The organism is Devosia sp. (assembly GCF_041917035.1).
In the GTDB taxonomy this organism is placed as follows: domain Bacteria; phylum Pseudomonadota; class Alphaproteobacteria; order Rhizobiales; family Devosiaceae; genus Devosia_A.
This window is the reverse complement of record NZ_JAYRYM010000003.1, coordinates 35738-54961: the sequence shown is the minus strand read 5'-3', so window position 1 is coordinate 54961 and position 19224 is coordinate 35738. Positions and strand designations below refer to the sequence as shown.

Below are 19224 nucleotides of genomic sequence, written 5' to 3'. Positions count from 1 at the left end.
GCTCGCCTGCTGACGCTCCGCCTTGTAGAAAGTGGCATCGATCATGAAGTCGATCGAATCCTCGGCGAAGAGCCCGGCGACGAGCAGCGCACCGGCCAGCGCGATGCCCAGCGTGGTCAGTGCGGATCGCAGCGGCCGACGCATGATGTTGCGCAGTGCCATGGTCAGGGCCATCGGCAACAGGCGCATCAGGCCGATGGCATCGAGCACCGAGCGCATGTAGACCGGCGGCACTGGCGGGGCCATCGCCACCGCGGGAGGCAGCCGCACCGTCGAGGCGACGGCCTGCGCGCTGCCCAGTCCCGCCGCGACCAGCGCTGCCAGCGCCGAGATCGCGAAGACATCCGGCCGCTCGTCGAACAGCAGGAACGGGAACTTGTAGAACTCGGCGTAGAGCCCGGCCATCTGCCGGCCGAGCCAGGCGCCGATACCCCAGCCGATCACCACCCCGATCGCCACGATCAGCAGCGACAGCTTGACGTAGTGCCAGGCGATGCTGACCGAGCCGTAGCCGAGCGCCTTGAACAGTCCGATCTGCTCGCGCTCGAGCTGCACGAGGCGTCCCAGTGTCATGTTGACGAGAAACGCCGCGACGCCGAGGAAGATCGGCGGCAGCACGTAGCTCATCGCCTCCAGCTGGGTCAGCTCGGAACTGAGAAACTGGTGCGAGATCTGCTGGCTGCGGCCATAGGCACCGGAACCGCCATAGGGCTTGAGCCGCTCGTCGATCGCCGCGATCACGCGCCGCTCGTCCGCCCCGCGCATCAGCCTGAGGCTCAGCGCGTTGACGTCGCTGCGCATGCCGTAGATGGCGGCCAGTTCCGATCGCGGCATCCAGATGACGCCGAAGCGTCTGTTGTCGGGCATCATGTCGCCCGGCCCGATCGAATAGACATACTCGGGCGACAGCACGATGCCGGTCACCGTCAGCCGTTGCGCGGCACCGTTCATGATGGCGGTCAGGCGTCCGCCCGGCCCCAGCCGTTGCGCTTCGGCGAACGGCTGCGAAATCACCACCTCGTGGTCATGGCCGAGTTCGGGGAACCGCCCTTCGACCAGATGCAGGTCGTTGAGTTGCGCGCGTCCGATATCGGGAATCGACAGCACCAGCCCATTGGCCGGTTCGTCCATCCCGGCGATGTCGAGAATGACCTGGCGCTCGATCCGCCCCTCCACCGTCGCCACCCCGTCTATCGCCGCGATCGCTTCGATCGCCCTCGGCGGGATACGGGTGGCGGAGGCGAACACGTCGGCAAAGCGATAGCGCTCGTAGTAGGCCTGCTGCGTCTCCCCGAGCGAGCGCAGGGTCCCCACCCCGAGCAGCAGAGTCATCACCCCGGCGGCGGCGACGAGCGCGATGGCCAGCCCCTGCGCCCACAGGCGAACCAGGTCGCGTCCGAGCTTGATGTCGAGCGCCCTCACCAGGAGACCTCCGAGGGCCTCAGCCGTTCGGCGTTGACCGTTTCCCCGACGATCCGGCCGTCCGCCATGGTCAGCACCCGGTTCGAGATCTTCTGGATCACGGCATTGTGAGTGATCACCACCGTGGTCGTGCCGAACTCGGCGTTCACCTCGCTGAGGGCCTCGAGCACCGTGATGCCGGTCTTGCTGTCGAGCGCCCCGGTCGGCTCGTCGCAGAGCAGCACCTGCGGGCGCTTGGCGATGGCGCGGGCGATCGCCACGCGCTGCTGCTCGCCGCCCGAGAGCTGTGCCGGAAAGTGCTGCGCCCGGGCCGACAGGCCCACCCGGGCCAGAGCCTCCTCGGGCCGCATCGGATTGCTGGCGATCTCGGTCACCAGCGCCACGTTCTCGACCGCCGTCAGGCTGGGCACGAGATTGTAGAACTGGAAGACGAAGCCGACATGATCGCGCCGGTAGCGCGTCAGCCCGGCCTCCCCGAGGGCGGTCAGTTCATGCTCTTCGAACCAGGCCTGTCCCGAACTGGCGCGGTCGAGGCCGCCGAGGATATTGAGCAGCGTCGACTTGCCCGATCCCGAATGGCCGAGGATCGTGGTGAACTCGCCCTTGGGCAGCACCAGGTCGGTGCCGCGCAGCGCCTGCACCGCCGTCTCGCCCTCGCCATAGGTCTTGGTGAGCTGCAATGTCCGAAAGGCGGCATCGCTCATCCCGGCGCTCCCGGCCCGGCGGCCATGTCCCTGCCATTTTCCACCCGCAGCCTCAGTCCCATCGCGACCTCCAGCCACACTCCCTAAAGACCCCTTCCGTGATGTCCTTTGATCGGTGTCAAACATCGGGTCGGAACCCCACGGCCGGCGGCACGTATACCACCAACGACAACTTGTCTTGTCCAACCCCGCACTTGCCCCTATGAGGCTCGCACAGTTGACGCGCGAGAACGTCGCGCCCGCTCCGCCAGAGGCCGCCGGTTTCGGCGAGTTGCCGCAATCAGGAATGCCGATGCCGCCCGTGATCGAGACCAAGGACACCAACCTGCACCTGACCTCGGGCAAGGTGCCGCTCCACATCCTCAAGGACATCAATCTCACGGTGAACCCCGGCGAGGTGGTGGCGACGGTCGGGCCATCGGGCAGCGGCAAGACCTCGCTGCTCATGGTGCTGGGCGGCCTCGAGCGTGCCAGCAGCGGCACGGTGGTGGTGGCCGGCCAGGACATCTCGAGGCTCGACGAGGACCAGCTGGCCATCTTCCGGCGCAAGAACCTCGGCATCCTGTTCCAGAACTTCCACCTGATCCCCTCGCTGACCGCGCTCGAGAATGTCAGCCTGACCCTCGAGATCGCCGAGACCGGGCAGAGCTTCCGCCAGATCCGCGATGCCGCCGCCGCCGCCCTCTCCGAAGTCGGGCTCGCCGACCGCCTCGACCATTTGCCGAGCGCTCTGTCGGGCGGCGAGCAGCAGCGCGTCGGCCTCGCCCGCGCCATGGTCAACAGCCCCCGCCTGCTGCTGGCCGACGAGCCCACCGGCAATCTCGACCAGGATACCGGCGCCCGCGTCATCGAACTGATGTTCGACATGGCCCGTCGCCAGTCCACCGCAGTGCTGCTCATCACCCATGACCGCTCCCTCGCCGAGCGGGCCGATCGCAAGCTGGTCATGAACCACGGCCGGCTGGCTTCCGACGCAAAGGCCGGCGCGTGAGCCGTCTTCTGGGCTGGATCCGGGTCGGCCTGACCGACCTGCGCGGCGACCTGAGGCGCTTCGGCATCCTGATCGCCTGCCTCGCGCTCGGCACCGGTGCCATCGCCGCGGTCGGCTCGGTGGGCGCCAGCCTCAAGCTCGCCGTCGAGCGCGACGCCACCATGCTGATGGGCGGCGACCTCGAGGCGGCGCGCCCCGACCGCGACGCAACGCCGGCGGAACTGGCCTTCCTCGAAAGCCTCGGAACCGTGACCCATGTCGTCGATTCCAACGCCCGCGCCGCGGTCGGCGAGGAGTCCGCCTTCGCCGACCTGCTGGCCGTCGCCGACAACTACCCCCTGCTCGGCCAGGTCTCCGCCTCCAACCTCGCTGCCGGCGCCAGGCCCGGCGTGCTGCTCGGAGAACAGGACGGCGCCTACGGGGCCATCGTCGACATCGTCATGCTCGACCGGCTCGGTATCGAACTGGGCGACCGCTTCGAGATCGGCGGCATCCCGCTCGAGGCTCGCGGCATCCTTGCCTCGCTTCCCGACGGGGCGGTCCGCGGCTTCCACCTCGGGCTGACCACGCTGGTCTCGACCGAGGCGCTGTCGAAGATGGGCGATCTCAGGCCGCCCATGCCGGGCCTGCTTACCCAGCACCGCTACAAGATCGTCCTCGACACGATGGACTACGAGCAGGCCGCCGCGGCCATCGCTGCGCAGTTCGGCAATGACGAGAACTGGAAGGTGCGCTCGCCGCGTGAAGCCGCCGGCAATCTCGCCCGCCACTACGACATGTTCGCCCGTTTCCTGCTGATCATCGGTCTGTCCTCGCTGCTGGTCGGCGGCGTCGGCGTCTCCAACGGCGTCACCGCCTATATCGGGGAACGGCAGCGTTCGATCGCCACGCTGCGCAGCATGGGGGCCACCGGCGCGCGGGTCATGGTGCATTTCCTCTCCCAGGTCGCGGTGCTGATCGGCATCGGGGTCCTCATCGGCGTGGCGCTCGGGGCAATCTCGTCGCTGGTGGCGCTGCCGATCCTGGGCCAGGCGCTCGGCGTCAACCTGCCGCCGATCGTCGAGCCGATACCGCTGCTCACCGCCGCGGGCTTCGGCATCCTCGCCGGCTTAGCCTTCTCGTACCTGCCGCTGGTCCGGGCCCAGAAGGTCAAGCCCACGACGCTGTTCCGCTCGCTGGGCTCGACCATGCCGAACGCGCCCTGGGCGCAGATGCTGCGGCCGCTGGTCCTGCTGCCGCTGCTCCTCGCCATCGCCGGCATCGTCGCGCTGGCCGTTTTCACCACCCGCGATGCGATGCTCGTCACCTATTACGGCGTCGGGGCCGTGGTTGCGTTCCTGCTCCTGCGCGGGGCCGGCTGGCTGCTGCAGCAGATTCTGCGCGTCACCCCGGTTTTGCCGATCCCGGCCCTGCGCCAGGCGCTGCGCAACATCCACCGGCCGGGTTCGTCCGCCGCGGTGGTCATCATGTCGCTCGGCCTCGGCCTCGCCATGCTGCTGGTGATCGCGCTGCTCAATGCCAACCTGCACAGCCAGCTGCTCGGCGCCGTCAGCCGCGACGCGCCCACTTTCGTTGCGACCGACCTGTTCGAGGACGAGGTGGCAACTCTCGCCGGCATGGTCGGCACCGTCCCCGAAATGGTCGACTTCAAATCGAGCCCGATGCTGCGCGGCGCCGTCACCGAGGTCAACGGCGTTGCCGCGAGCGCCATCAGGAACCCGCCGGGCGAGGCCGCCTTCCTGTTGAGCGGCGACATCCCGCTCACCTGGCTCAGCGATCTGCCCGCCGGCACCACCGTCGTCGACGGAGCCTGGTGGCCTACCGATTATGACGGCCCGCCGCTGATCTCGCTGCGCACCACGATGAAGGACGAGCTGGGGGTCAAGGTCGGCGATACCATCACCTTCGACCTGTTCGGCGAGCCTTTCGTCGCGACCATCGCCAATTTCCGCGAGTACCAGTGGCAGAACGGCATCAACTTCATGGTGACCTTCTCGCCCGGTGCCGTCGAGGACTTCGCCACCGATTTCCTCGGCACCATCAAGGCGCGCGAGGGCGACGAGAAGACCCTCGAACGCCTGCTGGTCCGGCAGTTCCCGGAGATCAACCTGATCCCGATCGGCGACGCCCTCAACCAGGCAGTCGATATCCTCGCCCAGCTCGGCACGGCAGTGAACATCGTCGGCGGGCTTGCCGTGCTGAACGGTATCCTGGTGCTGGCCGGCACCATGGCGGCCGGTCGCAAGCAGCGCGAGGCCGATGCCGTGGTCTACAAGGTGCTCGGTGCCACCCGGCCCAACGTCGTCGCGGTCTTCGCCATCGAGTACAGCCTGCTCGGCGCCTTCGCCGCGGCCATCGCGACCGGCGTCGGCATGGTCGGGGCCTGGCTGATCACCCGCAACGCGCTGGAAGTGGGCTTTTCCGTCGATCCCGGGCTGATCGGCTCGGTGATCCTGGGGGCCATCGTGCTGACCGTTGCGACCGGTGCGGCGACCACCTGGCGGGCCCTCTCCATGCGGCCGGCCCGGTACCTGCGCGAGAACTGATCCATGGCTGCCGGGGACGGCGCGCCTGCCCCGCCCGCCGCGGCGCTGGCCGGTCTCGCCACCGGCCTTGCCGACGGCAGCCTGATCGCCAACCTCAAGACCGAGCTGACGCTCGTCGACACCGCGGCCGGTCCGCTGCCGCTCAGCTGCAATCACGGCCGGGAGCCCACCTGCTATCTCTGCTGCCCGTCGGTGGCTTATCTCGACTATGCGCAGGCCGAGCTGCGCCACTTCTCCGCCCGGCCGGGGCTCCGTGTCGCGCTCCACGCCCTGCTCGGCATGGCGCGACCGCTGCTGACCTCGAGCGGCCTCGACCGGCAGGTGCAGCCCAACAACTGGCTGCTGGCCACCAATCCGCTGCCGGTGCTGGAGGAAGCAGAGCTCTCCCGCATCACCGCCGGCCTCACCGCCCGCTTCCCCGACCACGCCGTGGTCTGGCGCTCGCTCAACGCCGTGAGCGATGCGCCGGTGCTCGCCACCTTTCGTGCGGCGGGCTACCAGTTGCTCCCGGCCCGGCAGGTCTACCTCTTCGATTGCCGCGGTGCGCCGCCGCCGCTGCACCGCGACGAGAAGCGTGACCGCGCCCTGCTCGCTGCTCCCGACTACCGCGCCATCGCCCCCGAGGAGATCGGCACGGCGGACTACCGGCGAATCTCGGACCTCTATGCGCGGCTCTACCTCGACCGCTACACGCCGCTCAACCCCGCCTACACCGCCCGTTTCATCGGCGGCGTGCACGAGCAGGGGCTGATCGCGTTTCATGGCCTGCGCAATGCCGCGGGCCAGCTGGATGCCGTCATCGGCTTGTTCGAGCAAGGCGAGGTGATGACGGCCCCGATCGTTGGCTACGACACCGCCCTCCCCGTCGCCGTCGGGCTCTACCGGCGGCTGATGGCCATCGGCCTCGCGCGGGCGCGGGAGCGGCGCCGGCTGTTCAACATGAGTGCCGGCGCCGCCGGCTTCAAGCGCAACCGCGGCGCCGTCGCCGCCCTCGAGTTCACCGCCGTCTACGCTGCCCACCTGCCGTTCCGACGCCGGCTTGCCATCGCGGCGATCCGCGGCATTCTCGAATCCGTCGGCATTCCCGTGCTCAGGAGATTCGCGCTGTGAGTGCCCGCATGGTTTCGAAGTGGATCGCCGTCGGACGCGCCTCGGCGCTCGGGCGACGGCCGCTGCCGGTCACTCTCGACGGCCTGCCGATGGTGCTCTTCCGCACCCCCGCCGGAGTGCGGGCGCTGACCGACAGGTGCCCGCACCGCTCGGCGCCGCTGTCCGGCGGTCGCGTGGTCGACGGCGATATCGAGTGCCCCTATCACGGCTGGCGCTTCGACGGCAATGGCCGCTGCCGCGCCATGCCTGGCCTCATCGGCGAACTGCCGCGCGCCTTCGTGCCCTCCCACCAGGTGCTCGAACGCGACGGCCTCCTCTTCGTCACCACCGCCAAGGATCCCGGGACCCCCTATGTCGGGGCCCTCTCGGGTCCCGGCACGGCCGCGCTCAGGCTCGAGAACCGCGTCACCTCCACCCTTGCAGAGGTGGCCGAGAACATCCTCGATGCCACCCATACCCACTTCACCCACAAAGGCGTGCTGCGCGGCCTCAGCCCCCGTCGGCACACCGTCGAAGTGAGCGTGACCGGCGGCGATGGCTGGGTCGAGGCCCGCTATGTCGGGGAACCGCGGCAGGAGGGACTGGTCAGCCGCCTGCTCGAGGGCGAGCGGGCCGACAGTATCGGCCGCTTCATCGCGCCGGGCATCGTCGAGCTCGAGTTCCGCGGCCCGCGCGGCCCGCACCTCGTCACCACCTTTCACCTGCGCCAGGCCGAGCCCGACACGGTCCGCGGCGTCGCCGTGCTGTCCGGGCCGAGCCGCCTCGGTCTCGGTTATCTCAAGGCGGCGCTGTTCTTCCCCCTCTTCCGCCTCGCCGTCGATCAGGACCAGCGCATTCTCTCGGCGGCCCATCGTCGCCGGCAGCAGTTTGCCGACATCCGGCAGATGTCCGGCCCGCTCGACATCATGCGCCCGCATATCGACGCCATCCTCGCCGGTCGCCGGCCGAGCGTCGCCGACACGCCGGCCCGCCATCTCATCTCGCTCTGAGGGCTGGCTATGCCAGCGGCTCGCCGTTCCACTCGATGTCGTCGGTCGCCGCCTGCTGCAAGCTCTTGCCCGACCTCAGGGCAATGCCGGCGATCTCGGCGAGCGCCAGCACCTGTGGCACGACGAACCCCCGGTCACCCGGGAAGGCGAAGAGGTCGGCCATGCCGCGCAGCTCCCGCCACCACGCACGCACGGCGCGGCGGCGCAGCGCCTCCGCCGCGCCATAGCTCAGCATGGCGAGCGGCGCCGCGAGCGTCCGCCGCTCGGTCGGCACCGCCGGGCGGCCGGCGAGCATCGCCGCGACCAGTCCGTCTTCGGGGCGGAAGAAGTGCACCCCGCTCACCGCCCGCGGATTGCACTCGATCGCATGCAGCGCCCCTGCCGCGTCGCGGCGAAAGTCGAACGAGACCTGGCCGGTCCAGCCGGTCCGGCGCGCATATTCGGCGGCAAAGCGCTGTGCCGCGCTGTCCGCCACCGGCTCGAAGGCTATGCCGGCGCCGGTCCCGGCCCGGTAGCGTGGCCGATAGGCCGAGAAGGCAAGCAGCAACCCGCCCACCGCCACGCCATAGCCGCAGATTTCCTCGCCCGGCAGATAGCGCTGCACCACCCACGGATCGCTCGGCAGCGGCACCACCGCCGCGGCCTCCTCGGGCGTCGGCCGCACCAGCACGCGCGAGGCAAAGCGCGACCAGGCGGGCTTCAGCACCCGCTCGCGCTGATAACCCAGCGCCCGCAGCGCGGCCGCCGAGGTGACGGTCTCGGTCTCCGGCGGTCCCCCTGCCATGTCCGCGGCCTCCGCCGCAAAGCGTCCCTTGTGATGCGCCGCAGCGAGGGTGGCGAAATCCGGCGCAAACAGCGGGATGGCGTGGCCCCGGAGATCCCGCGCCGCCGCCAGGAAGAACACCTCCTCGCAGGTCGGCACCACGAGGTCGACGCCTTCGGCGGCCACCAGGCCCGCGACCGCCTCGGCATAGGCGGCGAGGTTGCGCCGCGGCGCCGGCAGGCGCCGGTAGGCCCGCTTCATCCGTGTCGCCGCAGCGACCGGATGGCGGGTCGAATCGGCCAGCACCACCGCATGCCCGGCCGCGTCGAACAGCCGTGCCAGATGCAGCGCCACCGGCGCCCTTGCCCCGGTGAGCAGCACCGTCGCCATCAGTCCCGCACCCGTCGTTCCACCCGGCGCAGCTTGCGCGCGGTGACCGCAAACGCCGCAACCCGTGCCAGCCGCAGCGCCACCGGCGCGCCCAGCCGCCCGAAGAGACGGGTGAGCGCCTGCTGCGCCGCTTCCGCCGCCGCGACCGGCACGGCCTCGAGCAGAGTCAACTCGAGTTCCCCCGGTCCCGTCTGCACCAGCCGGAAATCGCCGATGCGCCGATCCGCATCGACAATGGCATTGCGCAGCACATCCGGCGTCACCACGACCTCCCCGGTGGTCCCCGCGAGGATCAGCATGTCGTCCCGCCGCCCCTCGATGGCCGCAACGGCCTGCAGCGGCGATCCGCAGGCGCAAGGCTCGGAGGAGAGCCGCAGCAGGTCGTTCATGCGATAACGCGCCATGGCCTGCGTGGTGCGCGTGAAATCGGTGACGAGCGGCACCACCAGTTCGCTCCCGGCCACCGGTTCGAACTCGAACTTCACCGCATCCTCGCACAGGTGCAGCGTGCCGTGCGCACAGGCGACGCCGAAGAGGCCCTCGGTCGCCATGTAGATTTCGCGCACCGTCACGCCGAAGCCCCGCTCGATCACCTCCCGGTCGAGCGGATCGAGTACTTCGGCCCCCGAGAACACCCGCCTGGGGCGGATCGCAACGCCCGTCTCGACCAGGTGTCGCAGCACTTTGGGCGGTGCGATCACGCTGTCCGGGGCGAAATCGGCGACCTCGCCGGCGATGGCGTCGAGGCCCCGGTTGAGATCGAAGAAACGCAGCGTGATGAAGCCGCTCCGCCCTGCCGCATCGTAGAGCCGGGTATTGAGCGGCAGGATCAGCGCCACCCGCGCCCTCGTCAGCCGGCCGAGCGTCTTGGCGACGATCACCCCCAGCCACTCCCAGCGCTCCGCCTCCGAGATCACGAACAACCCGCGATTGCCGCTCGTGCCGGTGCTGGCGCCAACGATGTGCCGCCCCACCCGTCCCGAGCCGGAGAAGGCCGCCCAGCCGGCCTCCGCCGTCACCCCGGCACGATTGAAGGCGGCGAAGTCGGCCATCACCATCGCCTTGTCGGTCACCGGCAGGGCATCGAACGGGCCCTCCGCCCGCTCGCGGTAGAATGGCACCCGCGCCAGCACCCGCCGCTGCCAGGACGCAAGTCGGCCGGCTTGCCAGGCCATGACGTCGTCCCGCGTCCGCAGCCGCCGCGCCAGCCACCGGGTCCGCAGGTAGGCGGCGACAAACCGCCACGGCGCCAGCCGGTCGGCAAGCGCGCTCACGCCTGCACCCGCTCGTGGCAGAACAGCACCTCGCCGCCCGCTTCGGCGAACCGCCGCACCCTCGCCGCGCTCTCCCGCATGCGGTCCTCATCGGCATAGACGAGCCGGGCCGCCCCGCGCGGCAGCCGCTCCTCGAGCACCGCCGCGCTCAGCCACTGCGTGTCGACCGCGTAAAGGAGCGGCCGCTCGCGCTTCGGCCAGACGAGGCCGAAATGCCCCAGCGCATGCCCGGGCAGCTCGATCGCGATGCAATTGCCGTCACCGAAGACATCGCGCCCGGTCCCGAGGCCGAGCGGCGCCGCAACCTCGGGCCGCTCCTCGAGCGGATCGAGCCGGGCCGCGAGGTCGGGCGGCAGCAGTTCGGCGAACACCGCGTGCCGCAACTGCTGGTGCCGGCGCATCGCCGCGATCCGCCGCCAGGCCGCGCCGCTCGCGAGGATCCGGGCCGCGGGGAAATCCCGCAGGGCCGCCACGTGATCGGGATGGAAATGCGTCAGCACGATCTGCGCCACGTCCCCGGCGCCGTAGCCGTGCCGCGCCAGTACCGCCAGCGGCAGCTCCTCCCGCACCAGTTGCGGCCCCAGCACCCTGCCGTAGAACCTGAGCATCGCGCTCCGCCCCGGCATTTCGGTCGCCCGCGGCCCATAGCCGGTATCGATAAGCACCGGCCGGCCGGCCGGGTCGAGCATCAGGCCGTAGCGCACCCCGATGGCGATGCGCTGCCAGCGACCCCGCCTCAGCACCAGCCGCTCGGGCGCACGGATCACCGCGCTGTTGTGGAACTCCGGCCAGCTCATGATGCCGCGATCCCCGCCGCGACGCCGATCCGCGGCCGCCAGCCCAGCTCCCGTGCCGCCCGCGAGATGTCAAGGGTCTGGCTGTAGGCCATGACGCCGACCGAATAGGCCGTGACCACCGGCTCCGGCCGGCCCGGCGTCAGCAGCGCCCGCGTTTCCAGCGCCCGCGCGGCCAGCAGCGCCAGCCCGACCGGCACCGCGCGCCACCTGACCGATACCCCGGCGCGTGCCGCCGCCAGTTCCGCGATCCGCCGCACCGGCAGCGGCTCGCCGCCGGAGATGTTGTAGACGCGGCCTGCGACCTGCGGCCCGGCAAGGAGGGCGGCAGCAATGGCACTGACGCCGTCCTCGGCGTGGGTAAGGTCGGTGACGGCCTCGCCCCCCCTGAGCAGCGGCAGCGGTCCGCTGCGTGCCGCCCGCACCAGGCGCGGCAGCAGCGCCCGGTCGCCCGGTCCGAACAGGCCCCGCGGCCTGAGCACCACCGGCGACAGGTCGCCGGCCGAGAGCACCAGGCTCTCCGCCTGGGCCTTGCTCCGGGCATAGGCGTTGACCGGACGCGGCAGCGGAACCTCCTCGGTCACCCCCAGCTGGTCGGCGAAGCGGAAGCCGACGCTGGGCGAGGAGATATGCACGAAGCGGCGCACGCCGAGCCGGCGGGCCAGCGCCAGCGCATGCGCCGTACCGGTGACGTTGGCCGCATGGAACGCCTCGCGCGACCCCCAGTTCGAGGAGAGCGCCGCGGCGTGGACGAAGCCCTCGGCCGCCTCGCCGGGCAGGGCGTCGGACAGCGCGAGGTCGATCGGCTGAAAGCGCACGCCGTCGGCAACGAGCCGCTGCCCCGCTGCCGCATCGCGCCCGAGGCCGATCACCTCGTGACCCTCGGCGAGCAGCCGGCGGGCGAGATGTCCGCCGAGGAAGCCCGTCGCTCCGCTCACCACCACCCGCATCAGCTCACCAGCGCCAGTCCGCCGAGCGACACCCCGGCGCTGGTCCCCAGCATCAGCACCCGCGTTCCGGGCGGCATGCGGCCGGACTGCCGCGCCGCGTGCAGCGCCGAGGGCAGCGAGGCGGCGATCTGGTTGCCGTGCTCGCGCATGATGTCGATGACCACGGCTCGGCCGAAGCCGGACTTGCGCGCCAGGTGCGCCAGTGCCCCGGGGCTCGCCTGGTGCGGCACCACGAGCTCGACATCGGCGCGGCGCCAGCCGGCCTGTCCCAGCAGGCGGTCGAGAAACCCCGGAAACACCCGCAGCGTCAGCCGGAACAGCGCCTCTCCCTCCATCTCGAACATGGCATTGCGCGCAAAGTCCTCAGGATCGTGGGCGAAATCGTAGCGCGTGCCGCCCGCCCCGAGCCGGCAGGCCTCATAGCCCGACGGATAGGTCTCCATTGCGGCCGCCACCACCCCGGCGCCGCCGGAGCCGGCCGACAGCACCGCCGCCGCGGCGCCATCCCCGAACAGTCCGGCGGTTGCCGGCGCCGTTTCCCAGGGCAGCGCCCGCGAGGCGATCTCGGCGGACACCACCAGCCCGCGCCGGTAGCGCCCACTGCCGAGCAGCGAAGCCAGCACGTCGACCGCCGACAGGAAACTGAGGCAGGTCGAATTGATGTCGAAGGCCGCCGCGGCCCCTTCGGCGACACCCAGTCGCCGCTGGATCAGCGGAGCCGTCGCCGGGATGGTCTGGTAGGGGACGGCCGCCGCGAACAGCACCAGATCGAGTTCGCTCGCTCCGCACCCCGCATCCTCGAGCGCCGCGGCCGCTGCCCTCACTGCGAGGTCCACCTGGTCCTCGTCGTCCGCGACACGCCGGCTGAACACGCCCGTGCGCCGAAACAGCCAGCCGTCCGGCAGGCCCAGTTGGCGATCGATTTCCGAACTGAGCCGCACCGTCTCCGGCAGCGCCACCCCGGTCCCCTCGATCCGCATCGGCCGAAACGTCGAGACCACGGAACCTCCGACTCGCTTCGCCCCCCTGCCTAGTTGCCACCAATCCGAGGTCGAGGTGAAGCGGTGAAGCGGCGACCCCTGCCTCAGCCGGACTCGACCAGTCCGTCCACCATGCGGATCTGCCGCTTGCAGCGGGCCGCGATGTGCTCGTCATGGGTCGAGATCAGGAAGCTCGTCGCCTCCTCGCGGTTGATCTCGGTGATGAGATCCATGACGTAGGACGCGCTTTCGCGGTCGAGATTGCCCGTCGGTTCGTCCGCCAGCACCAGCTCGGGCCGGTTCATCAACGCCCGGGCGATGGCAACGCGCTGCTTCTGCCCGCCCGAGAGCTTGGTTGCCGGAAAGTGGATGCGATCGGCCAGCCCGACCCGCTCGAGCAGTTCCGCCCCCCGCCGCCGATCCGCCGCCGCCTCGCGGCCGCGCCGGGCAGCCGCCGGAAACACCACGTTCTCGAGCGCGGTGAAATCCGGCAGCAGGTGATGGAACTGGAACACGAAGCCGATATGGCTGTTGCGGAACTCGGTGAGGGCGCGGTCGTTGGCTCCGGCCAGTTCCAGCCCCAGCATGCGGTAGCTGCCGCTGCTCGGCTGCATCAGCGTGCCGAGGATGGTCAGCAGCGTCGATTTGCCCGAGCCCGACGGGCCGAGCAGGGCCACCAGTTCGTGCGTCCCGATCGACAGGTCGAGCCCCTTGAGCACGGTGACCGCCGCCTCGCCCTCCTCGAAGCGCTTGACCAGCTGCTGCACCTCGATCAATGGCGCGCTCATTGCCCGATCACCGTGACGGGGTCGACCCTGGCCGCGCTGCGCGCCGGCCAGATCGAGGCGAGGATCGCTCCGATCGTGGTCAGCAGGATCGCCGAGTCGTACGCGCCCTGCCGGATATCGATCGGAAACCCGCCGGAGGGGGCCAGCTCGGGAAGCGGGAAGGGCGAAAGCGCCAGGTAGCCGAGACCGGCCCCGATCAGCCCGCCGAGGAGCCCGATCAGTGCCCCCTGCGCGACGAACACCAGCACCACGAAGCTGCGCGAGGCGCCCATCGCGCGCATGATGCCGATCTCCGAACGTCGCCGGTAGGTCGAGAGCAGCAGCGCGCTTGCCACGCCGATCACGATGGTGACGAGCGCAAAGCCCTTGATCAGGTCGCCCGAGCGCCGCTGCGCCGACAGCCCGTCGAGCAATTGCTGGTTGGTCTCCGTCCATGGCGTTGCATCGAGCCCGGTTCCCGCCGCGATCTGCCGGGCGACTTGCGGCGCCTGCTGCAGGTCCTTGAGCTTGATCTCGATGCGCGAAATGCCTTCGGGCAGAGCGAACAGCACCTTGGCTGCCCGGATCGACACATAGGCGGCGCGATCGTCGAGGCTGGCTATGCCGAGGGCGAAGATGCCCCCCACCGTCATGTTCGCCTCGTTGCCGCGATCGGAGCGGATGCGCACCGTCTGGCCGACCCCCAGCCCCAGGGCTTCGGCCAGCCCCTTGCCCACGAGGATCGTCGACAGGTTGAGCTCGGTGCTCCCCGCCACCAGCCCCCGCTCGATATTGGCGATGGCCGATATCTGGTCGGGTTCCATGCCGGTGACATTGACCGGTTCGAGCGCCTCGCCCTTGACGAGGAAGCCGTTGCCGGTGACCTCTTCGGCGACCACCGTGACCATCGGCATGGCCCGCAGCATCGGCACGAAGGCCGCCGCGCCACGGATCTGCGGCCGCTGCTCGTTGGAGGCCTGCGTCGCCAGGAGCACGGACGGGGCGTCGCCGTAGAGCCCGTAGGGATTGCGCTCGCTGGGGGCGATGCTGATATGGGCGACGCTGCCCACGGTGCGATCGATCAGGAACACCGCGAGGCCTCCGATCAGCGCGCTCATGAACACGAACACGAACACGCCGACCGCGACGCCCAGCACCAACAGCACCGTCTGTGCCCGGTTGGCGGTCAGGTAGCGCCAGGCGATCTTCAGGCCGTAGCTCATCAGGGTGCCCTGGCGACCACCAGGGCCCCGTCGGCGACCTGGGTCGGATCGAGGATAACGGTGTCGCCGGCCGCGAGGCCTCCGGTGACGATCACCCGCCCCGCCGGCCAGTCGACGAACTCGACATCCCGACGTTCCGCCTTGCCTGCCACGATGACCCGGACGAACGGCCGGCCACGCTGGTCCGAAATCGCCGCCCGCGGCACCGTCAGGGCGTCGTCCAGCTCCTCGACCACGATGTTGGTGGTGACCGTCAGCCCCACCGGCAGCGACAGGTCGGCGGCCGTCGGCACCGGGATCCGCAGCTTGCGTCCACCCGTTGAACTGTCGACCGATGGCGACACGAACGTCACCTCGGACTCTATGGTCCGGTTGAACCCAGTGGGCTGCAGGCGGGCCTTCAGCCCACGCCGGATTTCGGCGGCATAGAGTTCGTCCACCGTGGCCTCGACCTGCAGCTGGCTCAGATCGGCGATCTGGTAGATCACGCTCGCGCTGTCGACCACCTGCCCCGGGTCGACGCCGCGGGCCAGCACGGTGCCGGCGAACGGCGCGGTGATGACGTATTCCTTGAGCCGGCTCTGCGCCTGGTCTCGCGCCGCCCCGAGCCGTTCGGCGTCCCGCGTCGCCGTTTCGAGCCCGAGGCGCGCATCCTCGGCCGCCTTGCGCGAAATGGTGTCCCCCAGGCTCTCGGCCCGGTCGAAATCGAGCTGTGCCTGGCCCCGCTGCGCCAGCGCCGCATCGAGCGCGGCGCTGGCCTGCTGCACCGCCGCCTGCTGCTGGGCGTCATCGATGGTGGCGAGCACGTCCCCGGCCGCCACCGGATCGCCCTCCTCCTTGCCCAGCGACAGCAACTGCCCGCCGACCGTCGGGCGGACATCGATCGACCTCCCCGGCACGATGCGCCCGTTGACCGCCAGCACCCGGCTGGCCGGCGCGCTTGCCAGCACTTCCACCGCGACCGACTTCGGCCGCACTTCCCAGGGGCGGGTATATCCGGCCCACGCCCCGGTCGCGAGGACCGCGAGGACAAGCACGACCGGCCAGAACCTCGACCGCTTCGACCGCAACGCCGCCGCTCCGGTCCGCGCCATGACTGCCCCCAACACCATGATTTCACCGTCACTCTACGAAGCGGCGATGCGCCCGGATCATCGACAGGGGGTCGTGCCGCGGCCTTGACGGAGATCAACGCGTGCGGCGATCGTGGCGGCCATTGTGCGCGGCGCTGGAGGCGTCGCGATGTTCAAGCTGCTCCTGACCATCCTTGCCGTCCTGGTTGTCGCCGGGGCAGTGGTGCTCGTCGGCGCCTACCTGCGGCTTTCGGCCGAGATCACCAGCGACATCGACCGGCTGCTGGCGGCGGCCGACACTGCCCCCGGACCGGTCGTCACTGCCGTCATGCTGGCCGGTCTCCCCGAGCCGGCCCGGCGCTATTTCACTCATGCCGGAGTCATCGGCCGAGCGATCCCGCGGACCGTCCGGCTCACCCAGTCGGGCCGCATCCGCGCCAGCAGCGAGGCCGACTGGATGGCCCTCGAGGCCGAGGAGGTCTATTCCGTCAGCCCGCCCGCCTTCCTCTGGCGCACCTGGCTGCCGAAGGCGGCGCTCCCCATCGCCCTCGGCCGAGACGCCTATCTGGAGGGGGAGGGCTCCATCCTCATCAAGCTCCTGGCGCTGTTTCCGATGGCCGACGAGCGCGGCGAGGAGCTGCGCGAAGCCGGTCTGATGCGCTATCTCAACGAGATGGTCTGGTTTCCCGCGGCGCTGCTCGGTCCTGCCGTGCGCATCGAGGCGGACGGGCCCGACTCCTTCGTCGCCACCCTGTCCGACCGCGGCCTCGAGGCCACCGCGACCTTCTTCGTCGATCCGCAGGGGCGCCTGACCAACTTCCGCGCCCGGCGCTACAATACCGGGACGCGGAGTATCGAGACCTGGGAGACACCGATGGCTGCCTACGGCAGCTTCGCGGGCCTGCAACTGCCGGTCAAGGGAAGCGCCGTGTGGCGGCTTCCCGGCGGCGACCTCACCTATATCGAGATCGACATCACGTCGCTTCAGTACGACGGAGGACAGAAATGACGCCCGCATCGGCGACCCGGCGGCCGATCGTGCCGCTCTTCCTGCTGCTCACCTTCGGCTGGGCCTGGCTGCTCTGGGGCTACTGGGTCGTCGCCATGCCGCCGGGCGGCCTGGTGATCAGCCCCGCCTTCATCGTCACCGCCCTGCTCGGCGGCTTCGCACCCTCGCTCGCAGCGCTCGCCGTGACCTATCGGCAGGCCGGCCGCCGCGGTCTCGCCACCTTGTTGCAGCCGCTGCGGGACGGGCGTTTCGCGCCATCGATCTATGCGATGGCGCTGCTGCTCGTGCCGGCGGTCGCGCTCCTGTCGGCCCTGCTCCAGTCCGTCCTCGTCGGCCCGCTCAAATGGGCCGACCCGGCTTTGCTGCTGATGGCGCTCCTCTGGCCGCTGATGGCGGCGCTGGGGGAGGAAATCGGCTGGCGCGGCCTGCTGCTGCCGCGACTGGCGGCGCGGCTCGGGCTGCTCCCCGCCGCCCTGGTCATCGGGCTGATCTGGGGCGTCTGGCACCTGCCGGCCGATTTCGTCGGCCTCAAGGGCTATGGCGACTGGTTCTGGCTCGCCTTCCTCGTCAACGGCCCCTACGTGCTCACCGCCCACTCGATCATCATGACCTGGCTGTGGAAGCGGACCGGCGGCAGCCTGCTCGCCGCCGTCCTCTACCATTTCAGCGTCACCGCCAGCGCCATCCTCGCGCCGACGGCCGGCGCCGAGGGACCGAGCGGGCTCGCTGCGGCGGCGATCGGTGCGACGCTGCTGTGGCTGATCGCGATTGCGCTGATCGTCTCCCGACGCCGCGACTTCGAGCAGAGGCGGCCCGAAATGACATTTCAACACTAGCCGCCGCGGCGAAAAGCGGGTTTACCTCTGCCCCATCCGGAACAGGTGCCGGCGTGCTAGCCATTGCAGCTCGCCCGGCTGGGAGAGTCCGGCGCTGCTTGAAAGGAACAACAACATGAAGCTCGAAACCATCGCGCTCCATCACGGCTATACCCCGGAGGCAACCACCAAGGCGGCGGCCGTCCCCATCTACCAGACGACCTCCTACACCTTCGACAACACCCAGCACGGCGCGGACCTGTTCAATCTCGCGGTCCCCGGCAACATCTACACCCGCATCATGAACCCCACGACCGCGGTGCTCGAAGCCCGCGTCGCCGAGATGGAGGGCGGCATCGCCGGCCTCGCGCTCGCCTCGGGCATGGCGGCGATCACCTACGCCATCCAGACCATCGCCTCGGCCGGCGACAACATCGTCTCGGTCAGCCAGCTCTATGGCGGCACCTACAACCTGTTCGTCCACACCTTCCCGCGCCAGGGCATCGAGGTCCGCCTCGCCGATCAGGGCGATTTCGACGGGCTCGAGAAGCTCATCGACAGGAACACCAAGGCCGTGTTCTGCGAGTCGATCGGCAATCCGGCCGGCAATGTCGTCGACATCGAGCGCCTCGCCAGGATCGCCCACAAGCACGGCGTGCCGCTGATCGTCGACAACACCGTGGCGACCCCCTACCTCTGCCGCCCGATCGATTTCGGCGCCGACATCGTCGTGCACGCCCTCACCAAGTATATCGGCGGCCACGGCAACTCGATCGGCGGCATCATCATCGATAGCGGCAAGTTCGACTGGAAGGCCAACAAGGAGCGCTTCCCGCTGCTCAACGAGCCCGATCCCTCCTACCACGGCGTCGTCTATACCGAGGCGCTGGGGCCGGCCGCCTTCATCGGCCGCGCCCGCGTCGTGCCGCTCAGGAATACCGGCGCGGCGCTCTCCCCGCACAATGCCTTCCTCTTCCTCATGGGCCTCGAGACCCTGGGCCTCAGGATGGAGCGCCACTGCGAGAACGCCGAAAAGCTCGCCGCCTGGCTCGCCCGGCACCCCAAGGTCACTTGGGTGAACTATGCCGGGCTGCCCGACAGCAAGTACAACGCCACGGCCAAGAAGATCGCCAGGGGCAAGGCCTCCGGCATCATCAGCTTCGGCATCAAGGGCGGTGCCGCCGCCGGTGGCCAGTTCATCGACGCGCTGCAGATGATCTTCCGGCTGGTCAATATCGGCGATGCCAAGTCGCTGGCCTGCCACCCGGCCTCGACCACGCATCGCCAGCTCGGCCCCGAGGAGCTGAAGAGGGCCGGCGTCTCCGAGGACATGGTCCGCATCTCGGTCGGCATCGAGCACATCGACGACATCATCGCCGACGTCGAGCAGGCCCTCGCCAAGGCGGGCTGACGGCAAGTGCCCA

17 protein-coding genes are annotated in these 19224 nt (G+C 70.0%); 7 read left to right on the top strand and 10 right to left on the bottom strand.

Annotation, left to right across the window (positions count from 1 at the left end):
- Together ACE3TU_RS01215 and ACE3TU_RS01210 are read right to left on the bottom strand one after the other, a co-directional pair.
- Positions 1-1422 (bottom strand): FtsX-like permease family protein (locus ACE3TU_RS01215; protein WP_374619143.1); only part of this gene is annotated, 1422 nt, incomplete at its 3' end.
- Positions 1419-2126: an ABC transporter ATP-binding protein gene (locus ACE3TU_RS01210; protein WP_374619140.1), complete on the bottom strand. Its 708-nt coding sequence runs from the start codon at positions 2124-2126 to the stop codon at positions 1419-1421. The genes ACE3TU_RS01215 and ACE3TU_RS01210, both read right to left, overlap by 4 nt.
- 292 nt (positions 2127-2418) lie before the next feature.
- Between ACE3TU_RS01210 and ACE3TU_RS01205 the strand changes: the two genes are divergently transcribed.
- The 4 genes from ACE3TU_RS01205 to ACE3TU_RS01190 are packed head-to-tail and all read left to right on the top strand — an operon-like array spanning position 2419 to position 7762.
- Positions 2419-3117: an ABC transporter ATP-binding protein gene (locus tag ACE3TU_RS01205; protein ID WP_374619137.1), complete on the top strand. Its 699-nt coding sequence runs from the start codon at positions 2419-2421 to the stop codon at positions 3115-3117.
- Entirely contained in the window at positions 3114-5663 is a 2550-nt protein-coding gene (locus ACE3TU_RS01200; protein WP_374619135.1) for an ABC transporter permease, read from the top strand. The genes ACE3TU_RS01205 and ACE3TU_RS01200 overlap by 4 nt, the downstream gene beginning before the upstream one ends.
- Before the next feature lie 3 nt (positions 5664-5666).
- On the top strand, positions 5667-6773 hold the full coding sequence (locus ACE3TU_RS01195; protein ID WP_374619132.1) for a GNAT family N-acetyltransferase: 1107 nt from the start codon (positions 5667-5669) through the stop codon (positions 6771-6773).
- 8 nt (positions 6774-6781) lie between these two features.
- A complete protein-coding gene (locus ACE3TU_RS01190; RefSeq protein ID WP_374619129.1) occupies positions 6782-7762 on the top strand; it encodes a Rieske 2Fe-2S domain-containing protein in 981 nt (326 codons plus the stop codon).
- A 7-nt stretch (positions 7763-7769) separates the two neighbouring features.
- On the opposite strand, the gene ACE3TU_RS01185 is transcribed toward ACE3TU_RS01190, so the two are convergent.
- The 8 genes from ACE3TU_RS01185 to ACE3TU_RS01150 form a co-directional block, all read right to left on the bottom strand.
- Positions 7770-8915, bottom strand: coding sequence for a hypothetical protein (locus ACE3TU_RS01185; protein ID WP_374619127.1), 1146 nt, complete (start codon positions 8913-8915; stop codon positions 7770-7772).
- Positions 8915-10189, bottom strand: coding sequence for a F390 synthetase-related protein (locus ACE3TU_RS01180; RefSeq protein WP_374619125.1), 1275 nt, complete (start codon positions 10187-10189; stop codon positions 8915-8917). Before ACE3TU_RS01180 ends, ACE3TU_RS01185 begins: the two co-directional genes overlap by 1 nt.
- Entirely contained in the window at positions 10186-10986 is an 801-nt protein-coding gene (locus ACE3TU_RS01175) for an MBL fold metallo-hydrolase (protein ID WP_374619122.1), read from the bottom strand. The genes ACE3TU_RS01180 and ACE3TU_RS01175 overlap by 4 nt, the downstream gene beginning before the upstream one ends.
- Entirely contained in the window at positions 10983-11933 is a 951-nt protein-coding gene (locus ACE3TU_RS01170; RefSeq protein ID WP_374619119.1) for an NAD-dependent epimerase/dehydratase family protein, read from the bottom strand. The genes ACE3TU_RS01175 and ACE3TU_RS01170 overlap by 4 nt, the downstream gene beginning before the upstream one ends.
- Positions 11933-12934 carry a 3-oxoacyl-ACP synthase III family protein gene (locus tag ACE3TU_RS01165; protein WP_374619117.1) on the bottom strand — a complete coding sequence of 334 codons (1002 nt, stop codon included), beginning with the start codon at positions 12932-12934 and terminating at the stop codon, positions 11933-11935. The genes ACE3TU_RS01170 and ACE3TU_RS01165 overlap by 1 nt, the downstream gene beginning before the upstream one ends.
- 83 nt (positions 12935-13017) lie before the next feature.
- Entirely contained in the window at positions 13018-13701 is a 684-nt protein-coding gene (locus ACE3TU_RS01160; protein ID WP_374619114.1) for an ABC transporter ATP-binding protein, read from the bottom strand.
- Entirely contained in the window at positions 13698-14903 is a 1206-nt protein-coding gene (locus ACE3TU_RS01155) for an ABC transporter permease (RefSeq protein WP_374619112.1), read from the bottom strand. Before ACE3TU_RS01155 ends, ACE3TU_RS01160 begins: the two co-directional genes overlap by 4 nt.
- Positions 14903-15997: an efflux RND transporter periplasmic adaptor subunit gene (locus ACE3TU_RS01150; protein WP_374619109.1), complete on the bottom strand. Its 1095-nt coding sequence runs from the start codon at positions 15995-15997 to the stop codon at positions 14903-14905. Before ACE3TU_RS01150 ends, ACE3TU_RS01155 begins: the two co-directional genes overlap by 1 nt.
- A 148-nt stretch (positions 15998-16145) precedes the next feature.
- Here ACE3TU_RS01150 and ACE3TU_RS01145 point away from each other — a divergent pair, with 148 nt between their 5' ends.
- The 3 genes from ACE3TU_RS01145 (at position 16146) to ACE3TU_RS01135 (ending at position 19211) form a co-directional block, all read left to right on the top strand.
- Positions 16146-16985 (top strand): DUF6544 family protein, encoded by an 840-nt coding sequence (locus tag ACE3TU_RS01145; protein WP_374619106.1) that lies wholly within the window; start codon positions 16146-16148, stop codon positions 16983-16985.
- A complete protein-coding gene (locus ACE3TU_RS01140; protein ID WP_374619103.1) occupies positions 16982-17821 on the top strand; it encodes a type II CAAX prenyl endopeptidase Rce1 family protein in 840 nt (279 codons plus the stop codon). The genes ACE3TU_RS01145 and ACE3TU_RS01140 overlap by 4 nt, the downstream gene beginning before the upstream one ends.
- Before the next feature lie 115 nt (positions 17822-17936).
- The gene (locus ACE3TU_RS01135) at positions 17937-19211 is read left to right on the top strand and encodes an O-acetylhomoserine aminocarboxypropyltransferase/cysteine synthase family protein (protein WP_374619100.1); all 1275 of its coding nucleotides are present in this window, start codon (positions 17937-17939) and stop codon (positions 19209-19211) included.
- The last annotated feature ends 13 nt before the right edge of the window (positions 19212-19224 follow it).

Excerpts from the sequence above, each read along its gene's own strand:
- ACE3TU_RS01210 (WP_374619140.1), bottom strand. The coding sequence starts at position 2,126 with ATGAGCGATGCCGCCTTTCGGACATTGCAGCTCACCAAGACCTATGGC.
- ACE3TU_RS01205 (WP_374619137.1), top strand. The coding sequence starts at position 2,419 with ATGCCGCCCGTGATCGAGACCAAGGACACCAACCTGCACCTGACCTCG.
- ACE3TU_RS01195 (WP_374619132.1), top strand. The coding sequence starts at position 5,667 with ATGGCTGCCGGGGACGGCGCGCCTGCCCCGCCCGCCGCGGCGCTGGCC.
- ACE3TU_RS01190 (WP_374619129.1), top strand. The coding sequence starts at position 6,782 with ATGGTTTCGAAGTGGATCGCCGTCGGACGCGCCTCGGCGCTCGGGCGA.
- ACE3TU_RS01185 (WP_374619127.1), bottom strand. The coding sequence starts at position 8,915 with ATGGCGACGGTGCTGCTCACCGGGGCAAGGGCGCCGGTGGCGCTGCAT.
- ACE3TU_RS01175 (WP_374619122.1), bottom strand. The coding sequence starts at position 10,986 with ATGAGCTGGCCGGAGTTCCACAACAGCGCGGTGATCCGTGCGCCCGAG.
- ACE3TU_RS01170 (WP_374619119.1), bottom strand. The coding sequence starts at position 11,933 with ATGCGGGTGGTGGTGAGCGGAGCGACGGGCTTCCTCGGCGGACATCTC.
- ACE3TU_RS01160 (WP_374619114.1), bottom strand. The coding sequence starts at position 13,701 with ATGAGCGCGCCATTGATCGAGGTGCAGCAGCTGGTCAAGCGCTTCGAG.
- ACE3TU_RS01155 (WP_374619112.1), bottom strand. The coding sequence starts at position 14,903 with ATGAGCTACGGCCTGAAGATCGCCTGGCGCTACCTGACCGCCAACCGG.
- ACE3TU_RS01150 (WP_374619109.1), bottom strand. The coding sequence starts at position 15,997 with ATGGCGCGGACCGGAGCGGCGGCGTTGCGGTCGAAGCGGTCGAGGTTC.
- ACE3TU_RS01145 (WP_374619106.1), top strand. The coding sequence starts at position 16,146 with ATGTTCAAGCTGCTCCTGACCATCCTTGCCGTCCTGGTTGTCGCCGGG.
- ACE3TU_RS01140 (WP_374619103.1), top strand. The coding sequence starts at position 16,982 with ATGACGCCCGCATCGGCGACCCGGCGGCCGATCGTGCCGCTCTTCCTG.
- ACE3TU_RS01135 (WP_374619100.1), top strand. The coding sequence starts at position 17,937 with ATGAAGCTCGAAACCATCGCGCTCCATCACGGCTATACCCCGGAGGCA.